General features: G+C 39.9%; 17 protein-coding genes. 6 read left to right on the forward strand and 11 right to left on the reverse strand.

Annotation, left to right across the window (positions count from 1 at the left end; genetic code table 11):
- Positions 1-97: 97 nt before the first annotated feature.
- Complete coding sequence (locus IV514_RS17170; protein WP_206486553.1) at positions 98-1,150, reverse strand: 3-deoxy-7-phosphoheptulonate synthase; 1,053 nt, start codon at positions 1,148-1,150, stop codon at positions 98-100.
- A gap of 126 nt (positions 1,151-1,276) precedes the next feature.
- Complete coding sequence (locus IV514_RS17175; RefSeq protein ID WP_206486554.1) at positions 1,277-2,086, reverse strand: pyruvate, water dikinase regulatory protein; 810 nt, start codon at positions 2,084-2,086, stop codon at positions 1,277-1,279.
- Between the two features lie 198 nt (positions 2,087-2,284).
- Between IV514_RS17175 and ppsA the strand changes: the two genes are divergently transcribed.
- The 4 genes from ppsA (at position 2,285) to IV514_RS17195 (ending at position 10,465) form a co-directional block, all read left to right on the forward strand.
- Positions 2,285-4,663, forward strand: a complete 2,379-nt coding sequence (gene ppsA / locus IV514_RS17180; protein ID WP_206486555.1) for a phosphoenolpyruvate synthase — start codon at positions 2,285-2,287, stop codon at positions 4,661-4,663.
- Positions 4,664-4,885: 222 nt separating this feature from the next.
- A complete protein-coding gene (locus IV514_RS17185; RefSeq protein ID WP_241242451.1) occupies positions 4,886-6,673 on the forward strand; it encodes a thiamine pyrophosphate-dependent enzyme in 1,788 nt (595 codons plus the stop codon).
- Positions 6,674-6,806: 133 nt separating this feature from the next.
- Positions 6,807-9,869, forward strand: coding sequence for an FAD-binding and (Fe-S)-binding domain-containing protein (locus IV514_RS17190; protein ID WP_206486556.1), 3,063 nt, complete (start codon positions 6,807-6,809; stop codon positions 9,867-9,869).
- A gap of 101 nt (positions 9,870-9,970) precedes the next feature.
- Complete coding sequence (locus IV514_RS17195; protein ID WP_206486557.1) at positions 9,971-10,465, forward strand: MarR family transcriptional regulator; 495 nt, start codon at positions 9,971-9,973, stop codon at positions 10,463-10,465.
- A gap of 11 nt (positions 10,466-10,476) precedes the next feature.
- On the opposite strand, the gene betT is transcribed toward IV514_RS17195, so the two are convergent.
- A complete protein-coding gene (gene betT / locus IV514_RS17200; protein ID WP_241242452.1) occupies positions 10,477-12,429 on the reverse strand; it encodes a choline BCCT transporter BetT in 1,953 nt (650 codons plus the stop codon).
- A 410-nt stretch (positions 12,430-12,839) separates the two neighbouring features.
- Positions 12,840-13,883: a Glu/Leu/Phe/Val dehydrogenase gene (locus tag IV514_RS17205; RefSeq protein WP_206486559.1), complete on the reverse strand. Its 1,044-nt coding sequence runs from the start codon at positions 13,881-13,883 to the stop codon at positions 12,840-12,842.
- Between the two features lie 261 nt (positions 13,884-14,144).
- Here IV514_RS17205 and IV514_RS17210 point away from each other — a divergent pair, with 261 nt between their 5' ends.
- A complete protein-coding gene (locus IV514_RS17210; RefSeq protein WP_241242453.1) occupies positions 14,145-14,546 on the forward strand; it encodes a DUF4826 family protein in 402 nt (133 codons plus the stop codon).
- Between the two features lie 26 nt (positions 14,547-14,572).
- Here IV514_RS17210 and IV514_RS17215 read toward each other — a convergent pair whose 3' ends face one another.
- The 7 genes from IV514_RS17215 to IV514_RS17245 all read right to left on the reverse strand — a co-directional run bounded on the left by IV514_RS17215 (position 14,573) and on the right by IV514_RS17245 (position 20,621).
- Positions 14,573-15,034: a GNAT family N-acetyltransferase gene (locus tag IV514_RS17215; RefSeq protein WP_206486560.1), complete on the reverse strand. Its 462-nt coding sequence runs from the start codon at positions 15,032-15,034 to the stop codon at positions 14,573-14,575.
- A 4-nt stretch (positions 15,035-15,038) separates the two neighbouring features.
- A complete protein-coding gene (locus IV514_RS17220; protein WP_206486561.1) occupies positions 15,039-16,190 on the reverse strand; it encodes a cupin domain-containing protein in 1,152 nt (383 codons plus the stop codon).
- 87 nt (positions 16,191-16,277) lie between these two features.
- Positions 16,278-17,648, reverse strand: a complete 1,371-nt coding sequence (purB, locus tag IV514_RS17225; RefSeq protein ID WP_206486562.1) for an adenylosuccinate lyase — start codon at positions 17,646-17,648, stop codon at positions 16,278-16,280.
- Between the two features lie 58 nt (positions 17,649-17,706).
- The gene (hflD, locus tag IV514_RS17230; RefSeq protein ID WP_206486563.1) at positions 17,707-18,330 is read right to left on the reverse strand and encodes a high frequency lysogenization protein HflD; all 624 of its coding nucleotides are present in this window, start codon (positions 18,328-18,330) and stop codon (positions 17,707-17,709) included.
- 24 nt (positions 18,331-18,354) lie between these two features.
- Positions 18,355-19,485: a tRNA 2-thiouridine(34) synthase MnmA gene (gene mnmA, locus IV514_RS17235; protein WP_206486564.1), complete on the reverse strand. Its 1,131-nt coding sequence runs from the start codon at positions 19,483-19,485 to the stop codon at positions 18,355-18,357.
- A 79-nt stretch (positions 19,486-19,564) separates the two neighbouring features.
- Positions 19,565-20,038 (reverse strand): NUDIX hydrolase, encoded by a 474-nt coding sequence (locus IV514_RS17240; protein ID WP_206486565.1) that lies wholly within the window; start codon positions 20,036-20,038, stop codon positions 19,565-19,567.
- A complete protein-coding gene (locus IV514_RS17245) occupies positions 20,025-20,621 on the reverse strand; it encodes a pseudouridine synthase (RefSeq protein WP_346776945.1) in 597 nt (198 codons plus the stop codon). Before IV514_RS17245 ends, IV514_RS17240 begins: the two co-directional genes overlap by 14 nt.
- Positions 20,622-20,821: 200 nt before the next feature.
- Here IV514_RS17245 and IV514_RS17250 point away from each other — a divergent pair, with 200 nt between their 5' ends.
- Positions 20,822-23,053 (forward strand): NADP-dependent isocitrate dehydrogenase, encoded by a 2,232-nt coding sequence (locus IV514_RS17250; protein WP_206486567.1) that lies wholly within the window; start codon positions 20,822-20,824, stop codon positions 23,051-23,053.
- The last annotated feature ends 106 nt before the right edge of the window (positions 23,054-23,159 follow it).

The following is a 23,159-nucleotide window of genomic DNA, read 5'->3' on the forward strand; positions in this document are numbered from 1 at the left end:
CTCTTTACAACACATTGATAATGCGCAGTTATCAATGTGTTGTAAAGCGAGAGCGGTTATCGAATATTGGTTAAAATGTTCAATTTTTAACGCTTTTTTATTGACGACTTTGCTTAACGGCATCTGCTAATAACACAAGCATTTGTTCACTGACGTTAAGATCAACACAGGCATCGGTAATGCTTTGACCGTAGGTTAATGCTTGATTAGCTAATACTTGCTGTTTGCCTTCAACCAGAAAACTTTCGATCATCACACCGGAAATACTTTGCTGACCTTGTTTTATTTGCTCGGCAATGCTTTGAGCAACATCAATTTGCTTTGTATGATCTTTGTAGCTATTACCATGACTACAATCGACCATGATGCCAGAATGTATCTCATTCTTTGATAAATTGACTTTTGTTTGCTCAATGTCTTCTGGCGAATAATTAGGGGTTTTACCACCTCGTAAAATCACATGTGCATGTGGATTACCATGGGTTTGGTAAATACACATTTGGCCGCTTTTATCTGGTGAGTACAACACATGAGGAACACTTGATGCTTTGATGGCATCAACGGCGATTTGAATATTACCGTCAGTACCATTTTTAAAGCCGACTGGGCATGAAAGTGCTGAAGCTAACTCTCTATGTACCTGACTTTCTGTGGTGCGGGCGCCAATAGCTCCCCAACAAATAAGATCTGAAATGTATTGTCCTGTCACCATATCTAAAAATTCAGTACCGGCAGGTAAGCCCAGTTGATTAATTTCCATTAATAAGCTGCGCGCTAAATTAAGCCCTTTGGCGACATGGAATGATTTATCTAAATCAGGATCGCTGATCAAACCTTTCCAACCAACGGTAGTACGAGGTTTTTCAAAATAAACTCGCATCACAATTAATAAATCTTCGCGGTATTTATCATGCAATTGTTTGAGCTTTTTAGCGTAATCAACAGCCGCTTTAGTATCGTGAATCGAACAAGGACCAATGATCACTAACAAACGGTCATCGTCACCATTAATAATGGCTTCAATTTCTTTTCGGCTATTAATGATAAACTCTGCTGTTTCATCCGAGAGTGGAATTTGTTCGGCAAGTTCTGCAGGAGACACTAGATTCTCTATCAGTGTCGTTCTAAATTCATCTGTTTTGATGGTCATGTAAGTAACTTTTCTTGAGTTGCGCGAGCGTTCACACAACAACACAAATTTATCGCGCTAACATACAGAAAAACATTGGTATTGTGAACTGTTTTGCCAGTTATTCTTAAAATTACTTATACCAGATCAGTATTTGTATCGTTGCAATCCAGTTTCATTTAATATTTTGGCGGTTATTTCTTCAACCGAAAGTTTGGTTGTGTTTAAAAATGGGATCTTTTCTTTTTTATATAGTCTTTCAACTTCTCTTACTTCCATTCTACATTGTCTGGCGGAAGAGTACTTACTATTGGCCATTCTACCGGTTCTAATATCGATTAATCGTTGGGCATCTATGGTTAAACCAAAGAGTTTTTTCTTATGAGGGACGAGAAAACTCGGCAGTTTCAGCTCATCCATATCATCATCGGTAAACGGATAATTTGCGGCTTTAATGCCGTATTGCAAAGCGAGATAAAGTGACGTAGGGGTTTTACCCGAACGAGAAACACCGACCAGTATCACATCCGCATGTTCGTAGTTAGAGACATTAGAACCATCATCATTAGCAAGAGAGTAATTGACTGCGTCAATACGATAATCATAACTATTTTCGTGGATACTGTGCGTTCGGTGGGCTTTTGGCTTAGCGCTGACACCTAATTGTTTTTCTAATGGAGCAACAAATTGCTCGAGGAAGTTGTAAATAATGGCATCGCTGCTATCAATAATTTCCCTTATTTCATGGTTTACAAAGGTATGAAATACTAAGGGTTTTTCACCTGTATGCTTGGCTACACGATTAATTCGTTCTTTGGTTTTCTGCGCTTTTTCCACGGTTTCAACAAAGGCAATGGTGTCATGTTCAAATTGAATAGGAAATAAAGATAAAAGGGCATGACCGAATACTTCTGAAGTGATTGCTGTGCCATCTGAGACATAAAAAGCCGTACGCATGAAAATTCCTTTAAATATATCAAAGTGTGAAATCAACTATGAAAACTTACTAAATGTGTTTTAGTTTATTGCATTAGCAGTGTAAAATGATTGCTAGCACAAAGATAGCAATTAGCTTAATTTTTTAGTTAAATGATTGAATTAGATGATTAAGCTAATAGTTATTAATTTATATTTATCCTAAGTGGAGATTTTGTCGTGCAAGAAAACGTACTTTGGTATGAAGAATTAGGAATGAGTGATGTCGACCGTGTTGGTGGAAAAAATGCATCACTAGGTGAGATGATTTCAAACCTGTCAAATGTGGGTGTACAAGTACCAGGAGGCTTTGCTACAACGTCGTTCGCATTCAACGAATTTTTAGAGCAAAGTGGTTTAAACGACAAAATTCATCAACTGCTCGATGAACTCGATGTCAGTGATGTGAATGCATTAGCTGAATGTGGTGCAAAAATTCGTCAGTGGATCATTGATACGCCATTCTTACCACAAATGCAGCAAGATATTGAGCAAGCATATGCCAAATTAGCAGGTGAGTTCTCAGACGATGCATCATTTGCTGTGCGTTCGTCAGCAACAGCAGAAGATATGCCAGATGCTTCTTTTGCTGGTCAGCAGGAAACTTTCTTAAATGTGCGTGGCTTTGATGCTGTGATGGTGGCAATTAAGCATGTGTTTGCGTCATTATTTAACGATCGAGCGATTTCTTATCGTGTTCATCAGGGCTATGACCATCGTGGCGTTGCTTTATCAGCAGGTATTCAACGTATGGTGCGTAGTGATATTGCATCATCAGGTGTGATGTTCTCAATTGATACCGAATCAGGCTTTGAAGATGTGGTATTTGTTACTTCAAGTTACGGCCTTGGTGAAATGGTGGTACAAGGGGCGGTTAATCCAGACGAATTTTATGTTCATAAGCCAACCCTAGCTAACGGGAACCCAGCGGTAGTTAGAAGAAATATCGGCTCAAAAGCGATCAAAATGGTGTATACCGATACGCAAGAGCACGGCAAACAAGTGGAAATTGTCGATGTTGACCAACAATTATCTAATCAATTTTCATTAACCGACAGCGAAGTACAACAGTTAGCACAACAAGCGGTTATTATCGAAAAGCATTATCAACGTCCAATGGATATTGAGTGGGCAAAAGATGGTCTTGATGGCAAGCTTTATATCGTTCAAGCACGTCCTGAAACGGTTCGTAGCCGTGAAAGTGGTAATGTGATGGAACAATTCCAGTTACAAGCAACCGGCAATATCGTCTGTCAGGGGCGTTCGATTGGTCATAAAATAGGTAGTGGAAAGGCTAAAGTACTTGCTTCTCTCGATGAAATGGACAAAATTCAACCGGGTGATGTTTTAGTTACGGATATGACCGATCCCGATTGGGAACCTATTATGAAAAAAGCGTCAGCGATTGTGACTAACCGCGGCGGCAGAACCTGTCATGCGGCAATTATTGCGCGTGAAATGGGCATTCCAGCAGTAGTCGGTTGTGTTGATGCCACCAGTAAAATTGCAACCGGCGACGAAGTTACCGTTTCATGTGCCGAAGGTGATACTGGTCATATTTATCAGGGCTTACTTGAATATACCGTCACTAAATCTACCGTTGATGATATGCCAGAGTTACCACTCAAAATTATGATGAATGTTGGTAATCCTGATCGTGCATTTACTTTTGCCAAACTACCACATGCCGGTATAGGTTTAGCGCGATTAGAATTTATTATTAACAAAATGATCGGTGTTCATCCTAAAGCGCTGATTAACTATGATCAGCAATCTGATCAGTTAAAAGAAGAAATTAATGATTATATGGCCGGATATAGCAGCCCGGTAGAATTTTATATTGCCAAATTAACCGAAGGCATTGCCACCTTAGCTGCTGCTTATTCTCCTGAAAAAGTGATTGTTCGTATGTCTGATTTTAAGTCGAACGAATATGCCAACTTAGTTGGTGGAGAAGAGTACGAGCCAGAAGAAGAAAACCCTATGCTGGGCTATCGTGGTGCGTCTCGTTATATTTCTGAAGATTTCAGAGAATGTTTTGCACTTGAGTGTGAAGCAATTAAACGAGTACGTAATGACATGGGGCTTACCAATGTAGAGGTGATGATCCCGTTTGTTCGTACCTTGGAAGAAGCGCAAGCTGTCATTGAAATTTTGGCAGAGCACGGCTTAAAACGTGGTGAAAATGGCTTACGGGTGATCATGATGTGTGAATTGCCGTCTAATGCATTATTAGCCGATCAATTCTTGGATCATTTTGACGGTTTCTCTATTGGCTCAAATGACTTAACCCAGTTAACCTTGGGCTTAGACAGAGACTCAGGCTTAGTCGCTCATTTATTTGATGAACGCAATCCTGCAGTTAAAGCATTATTAGCGATGGCAATTAAAGCGTGTAAGGCACGGGGCAAATATGTCGGTATCTGTGGTCAAGGCCCATCAGATCATGAAGATTTAGCTGCCTGGTTGGTTGAACAGGGTATTGATAGTGTGTCATTAAACCCTGATACGGTTTTACCGACTTGGTTATATTTAGCAGAGCAATACCCGTCTAATTAATCGTCCCAAATACTTTTGCATTAAAACCTCACTTGCCGTTGGCTGTGAGGTTTTTTTTTGTGATTTTTAGCTTTACATTTACTGTACATTTTTAATGACAATAGGAGAAAAACTAAATAGTTGCCTTAGCAGCAAATTATGATCTTGATCACAACACAAAGTGAAGTGAGGTTTTAAGGTGCTGTCATTATTTGACTAGAACCTACTGGTTAGGAAATTTAAATGACAACATCATATGAATTAAATTTTGGTAAAGACTACAACGACAGCTTGCCGGTATTAGGCAGTGTCATGGCCGACGTAATTGAATTTTTTGGTGGTAAAAGTATTTATGGTGTTGGTGGGGATTTTGCTGCCAACTTAATTGCGGCAATGGAAAAACGATTAGATATATGCCCATCAAGTAATGAAATGCACGCGGGTTTTTCAGCCTGTGCTCAAGCTGAAATTGACGGTTTAGGTTTTTGCTTAACCACTTATACCGTTGGTAGCTTACCTTGCGCCAGTGCGGCGGCATTAGCGGTAACAGAAGGTTTACCCGTAGTATTTATCTCTGGTGCACCAGGGGAAGTGGAAGTGCATCAACAAGCTATTCACCATACCGTCCATCCTAATGCGTCATGGAAAACCGAATATGATAATGCGTTAAATGCCTTTGCAGCACTAGGGATGAAAGTGGAGCGCTTGCAAGGTGATCGTGCGAGTAGTCAGCCGAACGTGGCAGGTAATCGCTTTTTTCATTTAGTTGCTCAAGCGTATAAAACTAAGCAACCAGTATTTATTGAAGTGCCACGCGATTTAGTCTTTGCTAAAACACAATTATTAAAACTGCCCGAATCGGTTGAAAAGATCACCTGGGGCGATAACGTTTTGTGTGGTAGTGAATTGATTGCCACAAAGGTGATTTCAAAGCTTAATGAAGCAAAAGCCCCCATGCTTTATTTGGGCGATAAGCTTAAACATAATGATAAGTTAAAGGCATTAATACTCGCATTTGCCGAAAAATTTAATATTCCTTTTGCCACCAGTTGGTTTGCCAAAGGCATTTTTGATGAATATCATCCGTTAGCGCTTGGTGCTTATAACGGCGTATTTACTCAAACGGCTGGTGGTGAGTATATCGACAGCCAAGTTGATTATGTCCTCGATGTAGCAACCAGCATTTACGCACAAGATACTAATACCGCGTTTGGCACTGGCACCCATAAAATAGAAAGCTTAAGTAACCGTACATTGCTTAAAGGCGGTACGGTGTTAGAGCGTGATATTGTTGAAGTGTTTGAACATTTAATTAAAGCGGATATCAAGCGTTTCGATTTTCAACAGCCTAAGACAACAGCACCTGTTGTCTTAGCTGAGGATGAGACGATTGATTTTAATAACCTTGCCGATACGCTTAATCAATTACAAGCTGAGCATCAAACCCCGTTTGTTTATTTACCGGAAGTAGGGAATTCGTATTTTACTAGCTATAGCTTAACGGTGAAGCAAAGTAGCTTAGGCCGTGCCTGGTTAACTAACCCTTGGTACGGTGCTATGGGAACGGCATTACCCTATGCTCGTGTAGTCGCCAAACGTATCAAAGAAAATGGTGATAAAGACAGGGCTGTTGTTATTATTGGCGATGGTGGTTTTCATTTTCAGTTAAATGAAATGATCCATTTTTTAAAAGACAGAACCAATGTCACTATTATCTATATGCGAAATAATGTGTTTCATCTAGGTAAAAGTGGTGATTCAAGTATTTACCATTGTAATGATGCCGATTTTGATGTGCATAGTGTAGTTAAAGGGTATCAAGGACAAGCCTATCGCACTCATACGGTGGCTGAGTTTAAAGCCGCGTTTGAGCAAACATTACAAGTGCAGGGTATTCAATTAATAGAAATATTGGCGCAGCCAACAGAAGAAAAGCAATGTAATGAATTACGTTTATTGAACTTGTACATTAAATCTAAAAATGGCGATCCTGCCTCAATCGAAAAATGGCAAGCGCTATCGCGCAGCTAAACACATCAGCTTAGCGTGTGAAGTGAGTAATTTAGTCAAAAAAGTTCTTAAGCTTTCTCGCTTCAACGCTAAAATTTCAAACATAGCAGTGATATACTGCCAGCACTTTTAATTTGCTGTTTATATTGTTGTTATGTTTCCTCGGTTAGATCCACAAGAACTTATTGCGCCACTGTATCAAAAATTTGCTCAAGCACTTGCCTCGCTTTCTTATCACGGTGATATTAGCACGCAATATGGTGCGCGACTTGCGGTTGCTACCGATAACAGTATTTACCAACAATTACCGCAACTTGTATTACATCCTCGTAATACACAAGATGTGCAAGTGATCACCGAACTTGCCAATCAAGACTGCTATCAATCGATTAAGTTCAGTGCTCGAGGCGGCGGAACGGGCACTAATGGCCAAAGTTTAACCCCAGGTATTGTGGTTGATATGTCAAAATATATGAACCACATACTCGAGATCAATGTTGAAGAAAATTGGGTCAGAGTACAAGCTGGTGTGGTGAAAGATCAGTTGAATGATTATTTGCGCCCATACGGGTTTTTCTTTTCACCTGATTTATCCACCAGTAATCGCGCCACGATAGGCGGTATGATCAATACTGATGCATCCGGCCAAGGTTCGTTAGTGTATGGCAAAACATCTGATCACGTGCTAGCGCTTGAATCGGTATTAGCCAATGGTGAACTGCTGTCAACAAAGCCGTTAGCTATTGCTCAAGCTAAAGAGCTTGCAAGCAAAGACACGAGTTTAGGGCGAATATTAGCGCAGGTATTATCAACGAGTATTGATAAAAGAGAACAGATATTAGCGAAATTTCCTCGCTTAAATCGCTTTTTAACGGGCTATGATCTTGAGCATGCGGTCAGTGACGATTTACAGACAATCGATGTAAGCCGACTTATTACTGGCTCAGAAGGCTCTTTAGCGTTTGTTTGCGAGGCAAAACTGAATTTAACGCCTATTTCCAAGGCGAAAACCTTAATTAATATTAAGTATGACAGTTTTGATTCAGCACTGCGTCATTCGCCAACATTAGTCGCGGCTAATGCAACGTCGGTTGAAACTATCGATTCAAAGGTATTAAATCTTGCTAAACAAGATATCGTCTGGCATTCAGTCAGTGATTTGATCACCGAAGTACCAGATAAAGTGATGGATGGTATTAACATCGTTGAATATAACGGTGAAACCCCAGAGGCGTTAGCAAGTGAAGTGGCTCAGTTAACGGCGCAACTTGATCAGGATATTGCTGACAAGACTGGGGTGATTGGTTATCAGGTGACTTCAGATCTCGTTAGCATTAATAAGCTTTATGGGATGCGAAAAAAAGCGGTTGGCTTGCTCGGTAACACTCAAGGAGAGCAAAAGCCGTTAGCATTTGCTGAAGATACTGCCGTTCCTCCTGAAAATTTAGCCGATTTTATTAGTGAATTCAGAGCGTTACTAGATAGTTACCAACTGCATTATGGCATGTTTGGCCATGTGGATGCAGGGGTATTACATGTGCGTCCTGCTCTTGATATGTGCGATCCTAAGCAAGAAATAATCATGCGGGAGATTTCTGATAAAGTGGTGGCATTAACCGCTAAGTATGGCGGATTAATGTGGGGAGAGCATGGTAAAGGCTATCGCAGTGAATATGGGCCAGCGTTTTTTGGCGACGAATTATTTACTGAGCTGCGAAAAATTAAAACGGTATTTGATCCGCTCAATAAAATGAACCCAGGAAAAATTTGTACGCCAATTGATTCTGATGAGCAACTAGTGTCTGTTGATGACACTAAGCGCGGCACGTTTGATCGACAAATCCCTATTCAAGTGAAATCGTCATTTAAGTCGGCGATGGAATGTAATGGCAATGGTTTATGTTTTAATTATGATGCAACCAGCCCTATGTGTCCGTCGAGTAAAATTACCCGAGATCGTCGTCATTCGCCGAAAGGTCGAGCAGGCTTGATGCGTGAATGGCTAAGATTATTGGAAAACAAAGGCATAGATGTCTTGCAACTTGAGCAGCAAGTCAATGGTTGGTCGATAAAACAATTACTTGATAAAGTGAAAAATAAACTGACCAAAGCCAATCAGGACGACTTTTCTCATGAAGTAATGGAAGCCATGTCAGGTTGTTTAGCGTGTAAAGCGTGCGCCAGTCAATGTCCTATCAAGGTTGATGTGCCTGATTTTCGCGCACGTTTTGTTAACTTATATCATGCTAAATATTTCAGACCATTAAAAGATCACTTAGTGGCAAATGTTGAAACGCTTACACCGTTAATGGCAAAAGCGCCAAAATTAGTGAACAGTGTTTTAGCAAGTGGTGTGTATGAAAAGGCGTCTAAAGCGACTATCGGGTATGTAGATACCCCGTTACTGTCTGTGCCTACCTTATCTTCGCGCACGCAAACCCATGGTTTTGAGCCATTTGAATTAAGCAAGTTTGAACAAATGTCGTTAGAGCAGCGGCAAGATTATGTGTTTATTGTTCAAGATCCATTCACTTCGTTTTACGATGCTGGTGTGGTTGAACGTATGATGCTGCTGATTGCAAAGTTGGGCTTTAAACCTGTATTGATCCCGTTCAAACCCAATGGTAAGCCACAGCATGTTAAAGGCTTTTTAAAACGCTTTGCAAAAACAGCCCGATCAACGGCGGCATTCTTAAACCAATTACAGCAATTAGCGATCCCTATGGTGGGGATGGATGCCTCATTAGCTTTGTGTTATCGAGACGAATATCAGCAAGCACTAGGAAAGCAACGTGGAGACTTTCAGGTGCTACTTGCCCATGAGTGGCTATTATCTGTGATCGATCACCAAAAAATACATAATGAACAATATACGCCGAAAAATTCTACGGTTTATAAGTTGTTTGCTCATTGTACGGAAAAAACTGCGTTAGCAGGCAGTGAAAAACAATGGCAAGAAATTTTTAACTTTTTTGGTCTGAAATTAGACAATGTTTCTGTGGGCTGCTGTGGTATGGCGGGCACTTATGGTCACGAGCAAAGCAATCTGGCGAACTCGAAAGGGCTTTATCAGTTAAGCTGGCAACCTAGCATTGAACCGTTAGCACCAGAGCAGATAGTGGTTACAGGCTATTCTTGTCGTTCACAAGTAAAGCGATTGAGTCAGGTCAACACCAAACACCCAATTGAAGTATTATTGCAAGAGTTAGACGGGTAAGCAGTTAAAAAAATTGCCCTGATAAATTAGGCTATTATTATGTTTTGCTTAACTAATTTAATGTTACAATTAGTTAAATAATCAATACTTGTTATATCGATATGGAAAAATACGAAGAATTATTAGTTTCAATTCGAAAAGTGATCCGCGCCATTGATTTACATTCAAAACAATTAAATAAATTGTCTGGCTTAACTGGCCCGCAATTATTGATTTTACAAGAAATCGATAAAACCAAAGGGGTGACAGCGAGTCAGGTAGCGAAACAAATCAACTTAAGTGCGGCAACGGTCACTAACATTTTAGATCGATTGGAAAGCCGTGGTTTAATTGAACGCGTGAGAAGCTCAGAAGATAAGCGCCGTGTCAGTTTGTTTCTTACCCAAAAGGGTCAAACGTCGCTGGTTGATGCACCGCGTTTACTACAAGAAAGCTTTATCAAACAGTTTCGTGAATTAGCTGATTGGGAACAATCATTGTTGCTTTCATCGATGCAACGTATTGCCACTATGATGGATGCCAACGAACTAGATGCCGCCCCAGTACTAGAGCTTAATGCAATGTACGACGGCACTAGCCAAAATCAGAATAGCTAATACCAAGTTAGCTATTCTCTTAACAAATGTAAAAAGTGCATGTGCTTTTGGTATTGATCAATAATATCATTGATCACAGCTGTTTCAGACCAGTCCATAATGTCATAATCTTGTCCACCTTCTAGTAAATGCACCTCGGCACGATAGTAACTGTCAGGATCATTATTATCCTCGGGATTAAAATCCGGCTGTAAGTGCCTTTTCTTATGCACTCCATAGATAAAATCATGCTCATCGCCATGAAATACTTTCAACTCTATGCCGGTTGGTGTTGCAGTAATTTCAGCATTTATATCGTTTTCTTCATACTGTGCTTTTACTTTGGTAAAGGCTCTTTTAACCCGAGTATTTAAAAACGAGTCAACACTCTTTTTGGTTGGCGTTGACAGGATATTGCGTAATTTTTCTTGCCAATTATCCGCATCATCATAGTAATTGGTTGGCACGGCATTCAATTGTAAGCTGTCGCGTTTAGCAGATTCGATCCGTAATGCTTTGATCAAGCCAAAGCAGGCTACTAATAATACGATTGAAAAGGGGAGTGCGCTGGCTATAGTCATAGTTTGTAAGGCATCTAATCCGCCCACTAAGCTTAGCACTGCAGCAACTACACCAACACTTATCGCCCAAAATAAGCGTTGCCATACGGGAGTATCACTGTTGCCATTCGAGCAAAGCATATCGATGACCATAGCACCAGAGTCACATGAGGTGACAAAGAAGATGACAATCATTATCAGGGAAAGCCCTGTCAGGGCGGTTGACCATGGAAAATTCTCTAAAAAGACAAATAAGCCAACAGCTGAGTTAGCGTTTATCATAGTGCCTAAATTATCGATACCAAGCTCTACCGCCTGATAAATGGCGGCATTGCCAAATATTGTCATCCATAACAGGGTAAAAGCCGTTGGCACAACCAATACGCCAAAGACAAATTCGCTAATGGTTCTGCCCTTTGAAATACGGGCAATGAATAGCCCAACAAATGGTGCCCAAGCTAACCACCAGCCCCAATAGAATATTGTCCAACCACCGATCCAATCCTTTTTTTCATAGGCAAATAAGTTGAAGGTGTTTGAGACTATATCTGATAGGTAACCGCCAATGTTCTGTACATAGGCTTTAAGTAAAAACACACTTGGTCCTAAGATAAAAACAAATGCAAGCAGCGCAATGGCTAGCAGCATATTGATTTCAGATAATATTTTAATGCCTTTATCTAAACCCGTGGCAACAGAAACAGATGCTAGCGCAGTGATCACTAGCATGATAATTAATTGATTGCTGTTACTGATATCAACAGAAAATATGTAATTTAGACCCGCATTGACTTGCGAAGCACCTAAGCCAAGTGAGGTTGCGACACCAAAGACTGTGCCGACTACCGCAAAAATATCGACAATATGGCCAGGCCAGCCATAAATACGATCACCAATAATTGGGTGAAGTGCTGATCTTAAGGTCAGCGGTAACTCATGACGATAACAGAAGTACGCCAAGATCAATGCAACAATGGCGTATATTGCCCAGGCATGTAATCCCCAATGAAAAAACGTAATTTTCATGGCTTCTTTAATGGCTTCAAGTGAGCCTTTATCTGCCGTAGGGGGGGATAAATAATGCATCATGGGCTCTGCTACCCCGAAAAACATTAAACCAATACCCATGCCAGCAGCAAATAACATGGATATCCAAGTCGATAATTTATATTCGGGGGTTGCGTGATCCGGTCCTAGTTTGATTGAGCCAAATCTCGACATACTTAAGTAAATAACAAAACCAAGAATGATCCCCACGGTTAGCACATAAAACCAGCTGGCATTAGTGGTAATATTGGATTGAACTTTTGAAAAAATCTCATTAATAGTTTGAGGAAAAAAAACAGCAAACACTAATAGTGAGGCGATTATTATCGTTGACGTTAAAAATACATAAGGGTTAATTTTGGAATTCATTTTGTTCATTATCATTTATACGTCAAAACATTAGAGTTCATCATATTATATAAGTAGATTGCCGAGTAAATAAAGGATTTATCATATATTCTCTAGGTTTAAATGCTTTTTAATGACAGTTTAACTATTTCAGTACGTAGTAATTTTATCCGTTTAATTTGCGTACTTGCTAAAAGTAAAATGTAATATTGAGGTTTGAACCGTGTTAGCGGATATAAGCGAAGCTGAACTGATGTCGATGATATAGTTGCTTACTATGCTGGTATGTACAGTTGAAAGCTATAGTTTAAAGTAGCTATTTCACCGTATTAAATAGACGAATCTGGGGGGGTAACTTAGTGGATAACAGGAGAGACTTAGATAAATTAACACCGCTTAATGCTTGTTAGATTAAACGGTGTCAATTAAGACGTTAGGCGTTACTTGCCGCCTTTAGCAATGATTTCTCTTGCCATTTCGTCAGCCACTAAACCTGTCGGTTTATCTTGCTCAGCGGCTTTTTCAAATACTGTCATTAATGTGTCATATATTTTCTCAACCAAACGGGTTGCTTCTTCTGCGCAATACGGTTCAGGGTAGATTTCTAATGAAACATTAATAATACCACCGGCATTAATGACATAATCAGGCACATACAAAATACCTTGATCTTTTAAAATTTGATCATGTTTTGCTTGTGCTAGTTGGTTGTTTGCACAACCTGCGACAATCGATGCTTTTAATTGCGGGATAGTGTCGTCGTTAATAGATGCACCAAGGGCACAAGGAGAATAGACATCAACATCTTGTGAGTATATTTCGTCAAGACCAACAACCTTGGCATTGAACTCAGCAGCTGCTTTATTTAATGCCTCTTGGTTGATGTCCGTTACGATCAGCTCCGCACCGGCTGCATGAAGTTTTTCACATAGGTTATAGCCCACACTACCTAAGCCTTGTACTGCAACTTTAACACCTGCTAGATCATCTTTACCTAGTTTAAATTTAACCGCGGCTTTGATACCCAAAAACGTACCTAAAGCAGTAAATGGGGCTGGGTTACCACTTTTACCGTCTAAACCTGCGACATAGTCTGTCACTTGATTTACGATTGCCATATCACCAGTGGTAATATTGACATCTTCAGCAGTGTAATATCGACCATTTGCATTATTGACCGCTTGACCAAATGCTTTAAAAAGCTCTTCTGATTTAATTAACTCAGGGTTACCGATAATTACGGCTTTCCCGCCACCAAGTTTTAAGCCCGCCATGGCATTTTTATATGTCATACCACGTGATAAACGTAACACATCTGTGATTGCCGCTTCATCGTTAGCATAATCCCAGAAACGACAACCGCCAGCAGCAGGCCCAAGTGCCGTACTGTGTATTGCGATAATTGCTTTTAACCCTGTTTTTGCGTCACTGCAAAACATAACTTGTTCATGATCGTCAAAATCTACTAAATCGAAAAATGCCACTGTTTAATCTCCGTGGTTAGATTAGTACAAAAATGTAGTAATAGCTGTAATATTTCTTGCTGCGCACAATACCATTAAGAATAGGGGATAGCTAGCAAGTCAGACAAAATAATGATGGAATTTGATCTGCATTTTGTTTCTAAAAATATACACTTGCCAAAGTGCTACTGGACATGATTAATCCTTGTTTAAATTCAATAACTTTTATAGCCTATGACACTCCTAGTAGTCGCTAATTAAAGCAGAAGGAAAATAATAACAATGACTAAAGATGTTGAAATGTCTGAGCAAGAACAGCAGCATTGGCTAAAAATGCAATGCCAAGCTGCGACAAAGTTTCTTGCCAGTAAAGGTATGATCACCAAAAGCATAAATAAAGATGACGGCCGTTACCTCGTGCCACTCATTTCAGTTTGGAATTTTACCTTAGAAGATGAATCATCTGTTTGGGTGATCACCGGTGATGCGCCGAGTGATTTTGCAGACAGTAACATTGCCAATGATGCGCGTGAAGTTGTGCGGCATTTTTCGTTAAAGTGGCAGATGCAGGCAGATAAACTCTTGACCTCAAACAACCAATCACAAACAGAGTTTGCTGAGTATTTAATTAATCGTGCGGAAAGTCTGTATGATTTGTTCAGTAAAGATAAAATTTGGCAGTAAATGTTGTGCTACTACCTTACTTATAATTAATGAGTGAGGTAGTAATTAGCTTGTTTAATTTGTTCAACAGCGCACACCATGCGCTGCCTTGGCATTCCTGCTTCCATAAATACCGCACCAGCGCTAGTGAAATTGAATTTTCTAAAGTAGTTCACTGACTCTAACGGACTGTAGATAAAGACTTCATCTAGGTTTAGATCTTTTGCAATCGCTAATAAACCTTTCATGACGATTTGGTCGACATTTTTTTTTCGATAAGACATTAATACCGCAATACGTGATATTTCACCCGTCGATAAAATGCGGCCTGTCGCAACAGGCTCTTGCGAGACATCATCACACACTAACATATGGTAGGCGTGACGATCTTTTTTATCAAACTCAATTCTTTTGGGAATACGCCGTTCACAGACAAAGACTTTTTCTCTGACATTCCTCAGCAAGGGAGCTGCTTGCTCCCATTGAACCTGACAAATACTAAATGACATTTAATTAATCTATATACCAGTAACCCTTATTTAAAACTGTAGTTAACAATTGGTTATTTTTCAAACAACCCATGAAACTTTTTGCTTGCTCCATTGTCAAAGGCTGACTACTCGCTAAAATTTTTCCTAATTCAAGCGTTTCTTCTTCAAGTTGAAAAACATCACCATTGATGAATAAGTTGCTGCTAGGTGTATGGCTGATCAATGATTTTATGCCAGAAACAGGCAAAAACTCGATACTGTTATCTTCTGTAAACCCTTTTACTTGTTCGTTTGTAAAAGGCTCCATCGGGATCAACAGTTCTAAGGTATGATGACTTTGAGTTAAGTATTGGCCAATAAATAATGGGAAAAATGTTGAGTCATTTACTTCATTGAGCATAAAGTCCGTTAAGCTTTTGACATCATCGTTAGAGAGAATTTCTGGCTCAGCAGTGACTTGCCGGTTTTTATCAGCAAAGCGAAATTCGCCTCGGTTGTTATCAATCAGTTTATCAGCAAAAGCTGACCATAAATCCTGACTAGAAGGCGCTTGAAAACCAATGGAAAAGTTCAACGCATTTTCAAGGGCAACACCTTTATGAGGGTGATTAGGTGGAATATAAAGTAGATCACCAGCTTCGGTCACTTCATCTATGACGGGAGTAAAATCACTGACTTGTTTGAGATCGGGGTGCGGCAGTAACGTCTCTAATGAGCTATCAGGTAAACCTACTTGCCATCTACGTTTGCCTTCCCCTTGAATGATGAAAACATCATATTGATCGAGATGTGCACCAACGCCACCATTGGGGGTTGAAAAACTTACCATGACATCATCTACACGCCAGCGAGGAATAAAATTGACTAATGAAATTAACTGATCGGTTTCACGAGACCAGTTATTCACTGCCTGCACTAATAACGTCCAGTTTTGCTCGCCAAATTGTTCAAAATCGTCAAAAGGGCCATGCGAAACTTGCCACTTATTATCGGGTTGTTTTGAGATGATACGAGATTCAATTTCTTGCTCCATGGCTAAACCGGCTAATTCATTGGCATCAATAGATCCTTGAAAGCCAGGTAAGGCATTTTTGATCAACAAAGGCTTTTTTTGCCAATACTCTTTTAAGAACAATTCTGGGGTAAGATCGCCCCAATTAATTTCATTAGTCATGTGTTATTCCAATGTCTACTCATATTAATCGCAGAAATTAAAAAGGAACCCAAAGGTTCCTTTTTATTTATTAGACTCAATCAGTGATTAGTCTAGTTCAGCAATAAAAGAAACCGCACGGCCTATATAACTTGCCGGTGTCATTTCACGTAAAGACGCTTTAGCTGATTCAGGTAGCTCAAGGTTATCAATAAACTCACGCATTGATTCACCGTTTACACGCTTACCACGGGTTAATTCTTTTAATTTTTCATATGGCTTTTCAATACCATATCGACGCATTACTGTTTGTACTGGCTCTGCTAATACTTCCCAGTTTTGATCAAGCTCAGCAAGTAATGCTGCTTCATTGACTTGTAACTTACTCATGCCTTTCAATGTTGCTGCATAAGCAATTAACGAGTGGCCAAAACCAACACCTAAGTTACGTAATACCGTTGAATCTGTTAAATCACGCTGCCAGCGAGATACTGGTAATTTTTGTGCTAAATGAGCAAATAGTGCATTCGCAATGCCTAAGTTACCTTCTGAATTTTCAAAATCAATCGGGTTAACTTTATGTGGCATGGTTGATGAACCGATTTCACCTGCAATGGTTTTTTGTTTGAAGTGACCTAAAGCGATATAACCCCAAACGTCGCGATCAAAGTCGATCAAAATGGTATTAAAACGGGCAACGGCATCAAATAATTCAGCAATATAATCATGAGGTTCGATTTGCGTGGTAAAGGCATTCCAAGTTAAACCCAAAGAACCAACAAACTCTTGTGCAAAGTTGTGCCAGTTCACTTCAGGGTAAGCTGAAAGGTGAGCATTATAGTTACCGACAGCACCATTAATTTTTCCTAATAACTCAACATTGGCGATTTGATCACGTTGGCGCTTTAAACGCACATAAACGTTAGCAAATTCTTTACCCATAGTTGATGGTGAAGCAGGTTGACCGTGAGTACGACACATCATAGGAATGGCTTGGTATTCAACGGCTAAAGCTTTAAGCTCGGCTAAAATTTCATCCATCACAGGTAATAGCACCTGTTCACGACATTCTTTTAACATTAAGCCGTGCGATAAGTTGTTAATGTCTTCAGAAGTACAGGCAAAGTGAATGAATTCCGTTACTGCGTTTAACTCTTGGTTATCAGCAACTTGTTCTTTCAAGAAATATTCAACGGCTTTCACGTCGTGATTGGTAGTCGCTTCAATGGTTTTAATGCGCATAGCATCTTGTTCACTGAAATTCGTTACAATTGCATCTAATAGGGCATTTGCTTCGGCAGAAAACGCTGGAACTTCGGTAATGTCACCTGTTGTCGCTAATTTTTGTAACCAACGTACTTCAACCGTGACGCGGTATTTAATTAAACCAAATTCGCTGAAAATAGGGCGAAGTGCTTTGACTTTACTGCCGTAACGACCATCGACTGGTGAAATTGCACTTAAAGCTGAAAGTTCCATAATAAGTTCCTAATTGAGTTAACTTACAAATTGTTTAATAAAAATTGTTTCTTCCACGTTAAATCTGCTTGAGCAACTGCTCAGCACAGGCAACAATTTTTGCACGTGAAAATAAAATATTACGTCTTTTACCACCAACTTGACGCCACAATACTGCAGAACGAATGCCTGCCAATAATAAGGCGCGAATTTTATGTTGGTTAATTGATTGTTTCAGTATTTCAGGGTTACCCGCTACTTGTATTGGTGTGCCTAAAGGGCTGATAACATCACTGTAAATACTGGCTAAACTGGCGTTTAACGTATCGCTGTTAATATCATAGTGCGCCAATTGACGTTGACTTTGTTCAATACGTTCGCCTAATTCGTTGAGCTTTTTGGTTTTTTTCGTTAGTTGCCGCTCTAAGCTTAATAAGCTCACCACATATCGAGTGATTTCTGGATCTTTTGCTTTTGCTTTATTGCCTAAATGAGTAATTAACGTTTGTAAGCCAATACGAAGATTAGCGATATCTCCACCGTATACTTCTAAGGTATTTTGCGGGGAGGTGATCATGATACTATTGAGTAAGCAGACATATTCTTCATCGTTTGATTGTCCTTTGCGTGCCAGCTTCTGTACTAGCTCTGCTACTTGGCAAACTGCTGCTAATGTGATCGTTTGTTCATCAAGTTGATGCATATAAAAAGATAACCTTTAAAAGATTTAACGAATTAACGTGTTAATAATGCCGCCACCTAGGCAAACATCATCTTGATAAAATACTACCGATTGTCCTGGTGTCACTGAGCTTTGCTGCTCATCAAACATAACGGTAAATGCTTCAGGGTTGTTACTGTCAGGTGTTAGTGTGCATTTGACATCCTGCTGACGGTAACGTGTTTTTACCGTGCAAGTGATTGCAGCGGTTAATGGTGTTCTATTCACTAAATGTAATTGGTTACCGTATAAACCTTTGGAAAACAGCCGAGGGTGGTCATGGCCTTGGCCTACAATTAATACATTGCGCTCTAAATCTTTATCTACCACATACCAAGGCGCTTCACCCGCATTGGCTAAACCGCCAATGCGTAAGCCTTTTCGTTGGCCTAAGGTGTGATACATTAAACCATCATGCTCACCGATCACTTCACCTTCTGCCGATTCAATTTTACCTGGTTGCGCGGGTAAATATTGCTGTAGAAAATCTTTAAATTTCCGTTCACCAATAAAACAAATGCCTGTGCTGTCTTTTTTATTCGCTGTGACTAAGTCAGCTTGTTCTGCAATGGCTCTTACTTGTGGCTTTTCGATATGACCGACTGGGAATAGGGTTCTACCAACTTGTTCGTGGCTGAGGGTATAAAGAAAATAGCTTTGATCTTTATTATTATCTAAACCACGCAACATCACCCATTTGCCATCACGAAATTCGCGTTGCACATAATGACCTGTCGCAATATAGTCAGCACCCAAATCTTCACATGCAAATTCTAAAAATGCCTTAAATTTAATTTCTTTATTGCACATGATGTCTGGGTTAGGGGTACGTCCTGCTTTGTATTCGGCAAGAAAATATTCAAATACGTTATCCCAGTATTCTGTCGCAAAATTAATGGTGTGTAATTTAATGCCTAATTTCTGGCACACTTGTTCCGCGTCTTTTAAATCTTCAGCGGCGGCACAATATTCATCGGTGTCATCCTCTTCCCAGTTTTTCATAAACAGGCCTTCCACTTGGTAGCCTTGTTCGATTAACAAGTGGGCGGAAACAGAAGAGTCAACACCGCCAGACATACCAACAATTACTTTGGTGTCTTCAGGGGCTTTTACTACTAATTGCTCGTTTGATGACATTTAACTAAATTCAGGTCTTGATAAAAAGGCGCAAAATTATAGCACGGTGTTTTAGTGGGATATAGTGTTAGATGTGACTTTAAAGGTTAGATTTTAGTAAACGGATGTCGATTTTTTGTCCGTTAAGGTAATCTTCAATACAGTTAAGCACCATAGGGCTTCGTAATTGTGCCTGTTTGTCGTGAATTTGTTCAAGTGTTAACCAGTGTGTTGCAATAATTTCTTCATCTTGTGGGGCGGTATCAGCAATAGCATCCAGTTCTATCACAAAACAAAAACGTAAGAAGTATAAGCTAAGTTCTGGACGGTGAAAGTAGTAAATACCGCTACAGTAGTTGGGGGTAAGATCAAGCCCTGTTTCTTCATATAATTCGCGTTTGGCTGCGTCGATCAGGTTTTCGTTTGCTTCAAGATGGCCAGCCGGTTGATTATACACTTGTTGGTTATTTTCTAATTCTTCGACCAAGAGAAACTTTCCTTGGCAATGCACGACAACAGCTACTGTGGTATTGGGTTTAAATTGTTGCTCACCGTGGTGGTTATTGGTTGTCATCAGTTATCTCTTTGTAGTCGCCATTATCAATACCGTTTATGGTATATTTGCCTATACTATAACGGATTAATCTTAGGGTAGGAAAGCCAATATGGGCTGTCATACGCCTGACTTGACGGTTTCTGCCTTCGGTGATGCTGATACTTAGCCAAGTTGTTGGAATGTTAGCGCGTTCTCTAATGGGTGGGGTGCGTGCCCAAACATTAGGTGTTTGTATCTGTTTTACTTTAGCGGGTTTAGTTAAGCCGTCTTTGAGAGTGACACCTTTGCGTAGCTTGTTTAAATCGTCTTCGTTAGGAGCTCCTTCTACTTGTACCCAGTAGGTTTTTGCAGTTTTTTTCTTTGGATTCGCTAATTCATGCTGTAATGCCCCATCATTGGTAAGTAGTAATAAGCCTTCGCTATCTTTGTCTAATCGCCCCGCAGCATAAATCTCTTTGATTGGAATATAATCTTTCAAGGTTTGACGATTTTCATCATCAGTGAATTGACTTAAGACATCATAAGGTTTGTTAAATAGCACGATCTTTCGGTCTTTTACTACTGGTCGTACCTTTTGTTTGCGATGTGCTTGGTGTCTTATTGTGCCTTTGTTACGTTGAAATGCCACAGAGTATTACCAAAATTTTGCTTAATGAGTTTTTATCTTGCCTATTTTAATGTGCTTTGAATTCCTATACTATGCGCGCGCTAATATTTTTTTAAATAAAGTGAATAATGTCCCATATTTGGTGGTTTAATTTTCATTTTATTGCATACTCGCTGATTAAAGTAGGATAAAAAATGACCACAGAATCGTCTAAAATCATTTATACCATTACCGATGAAGCGCCAGCACTCGCTACGCATTCATTATTACCCATAGTACAAGCGTTCACTGCTTCGTCAGGTATCAATGTGGAAACACGTGATATTTCTTTAGCGGGTCGTATTATTGCTCATTTTCCGAAGTATTTAACCCCTGAACAACGTATGGATGACGCATTAGCTGAGCTTGGTGAATTAGCGAAAACACCTGAAGCAAATATTATCAAATTACCGAATATTTCAGCGTCGATACCGCAATTACAAGCGGCAATTAAAGAGCTTCAGGCAAAAGGTTATAACTTACCAGATTACCCAGCTGAGCCACAAAATGAAGCAGAAGAGTCAATTAAATTAACTTATGCCAAAGTATTAGGCTCAGCGGTTAACCCAGTATTACGTGAAGGTAACTCTGACCGCCGTGCGCCAACTTCAGTGAAAAACTATGCGAAGAAAAACCCACATTCAATGGGTGCATGGTCAAAAGATTCAAAATCACATGTTGCGCATATGGAGTCAGGTGATTTCTACGGCAGTGAAAAGTCAGTCACTATTGACGGTGCAACGTCAGTTAACATTGAGTTTGTTGCAGATAACGGTGATGTGAAAGTATTAAAAGAAAACTTACCGTTATTAGATAAAGAAGTGATTGATGCTTCAGTAATGAATCAGCAAGCATTAGTGGACTTTTTTGCTAAAGAAATTGATGACGCGAAAGCGAAAGATGTATTACTTTCATTGCATTTAAAAGCGACCATGATGAAGGTGTCTGACCCGATCATGTTTGGTCACTGCGTTAAAGTATTTTACAAAGATGTGTTTGAAAAACACGCTGCAACGTTTGAACAATTAGGTGTTGATGCCAATAACGGTATTGGTGATGTATACGCAAAAATTGAGCGTTTACCTGCAGATAAAAAAGCAGAAATTGAAGCTGATTTAAATGCGGTTTATGAAATTCGTCCAGAAATGGCAATGGTAGATTCAGATAAAGGCATTACCAACTTACACGTACCTAGCGATGTGATTATTGATGCGTCAATGCCAGCGGCTTTACGTGCGTCAGGCCAAATGTGGGGTCCAGACGGTAAGCAAAAAGATACTAAGTTTATGATCCCAGATCGCAACTATGCTGGGGTGTTCTCTGCTGTTGTTGATTTTTGTCGTGAAAATGGTGCGTTTGATCCAACTACTATGGGTACAGTTCCTAATGTTGGTTTAATGGCGCAAAAAGCGGAAGAGTACGGTTCGCACGATAAAACATTTACTATGTCTGCAAATGGTAAGGTACGTGTAGTAGCTGCCAACGGTGATGTGTTGATTGAACAAACGGTTGAGCAAGGTGATATCTTCCGTATGTGTCAGGCAAAAGATGCACCAATTCAAGATTGGGTTAAATTAGCGGTAACGCGCGCTCGTGCCGCCAATACGCCTGCTGTGTTCTGGTTAGATGAAAACCGTGGTCATGATGCGCAAATGATCAAAAAAGTGAACACTTATTTAGCCGACCACGACACCAGTGGTTTAGACATTCGTATTCTAGCACCGGTAGAAGCGTGTAAATTTACCTTAGCAAGATGTAAAGACGGCTTAGACACGATTTCTGTCACTGGTAACGTATTACGTGATTATTTAACCGATTTATTCCCAATTTTAGAGTTGGGCACATCGGCAAAAATGTTGTCTATTGTACCGTTAATGAACGGCGGTGGTTTGTTTGAAACAGGCGCTGGTGGCAGTGCACCTAAGCACGTGCAACAGTTCAACAAAGAAAACCACTTACGTTGGGATTCATTAGGGGAATTTTTAGCATTAGCAGCTTCACTAGAGCATGTAGCGACAACAACTGGCAATGCGAAAGCGCAAGTATTAGCTGATACGTTAGATGCGGCCACAGGTAAGTTTTTAGATGAGAATAAGTCACCATCACGTAAAGTAGGTGAATTAGATAACCGTGGTTCTCATTTTTACTTAGCCATGTATTGGGCACAAGCCTTGTCTGAGCAAACGCAAGATGAAGAATTGAAAACAGCATTTACTGCGGTTGCTCAAGCATTGACTAAGCAAGAAGAAAAAATTGTGACTGAATTAAATAATGCACAGGGTCCTGCGATGGATATCAACGGTTACTACTTTGCAGATGTTGATTTAGCGTCTAAAGCAATGCGCCCGAGTGAAACCTTAAATACCATTCTTTCTAGTTTGTTATAATTTAGACTCAAAATAGAATACTAAGAGGCCATGCAGCAATGCATGGCCTTTTTTATTGAAACGAAAAAACTAGGATAGCTCAAACATAGTGCTGTTATTATGTGAA

The sequence above is a fragment of the Thalassotalea sp. G2M2-11 genome (assembly GCF_017168195.1).
Lineage (GTDB): Bacteria > Pseudomonadota > Gammaproteobacteria > Enterobacterales > Alteromonadaceae > Thalassotalea_E.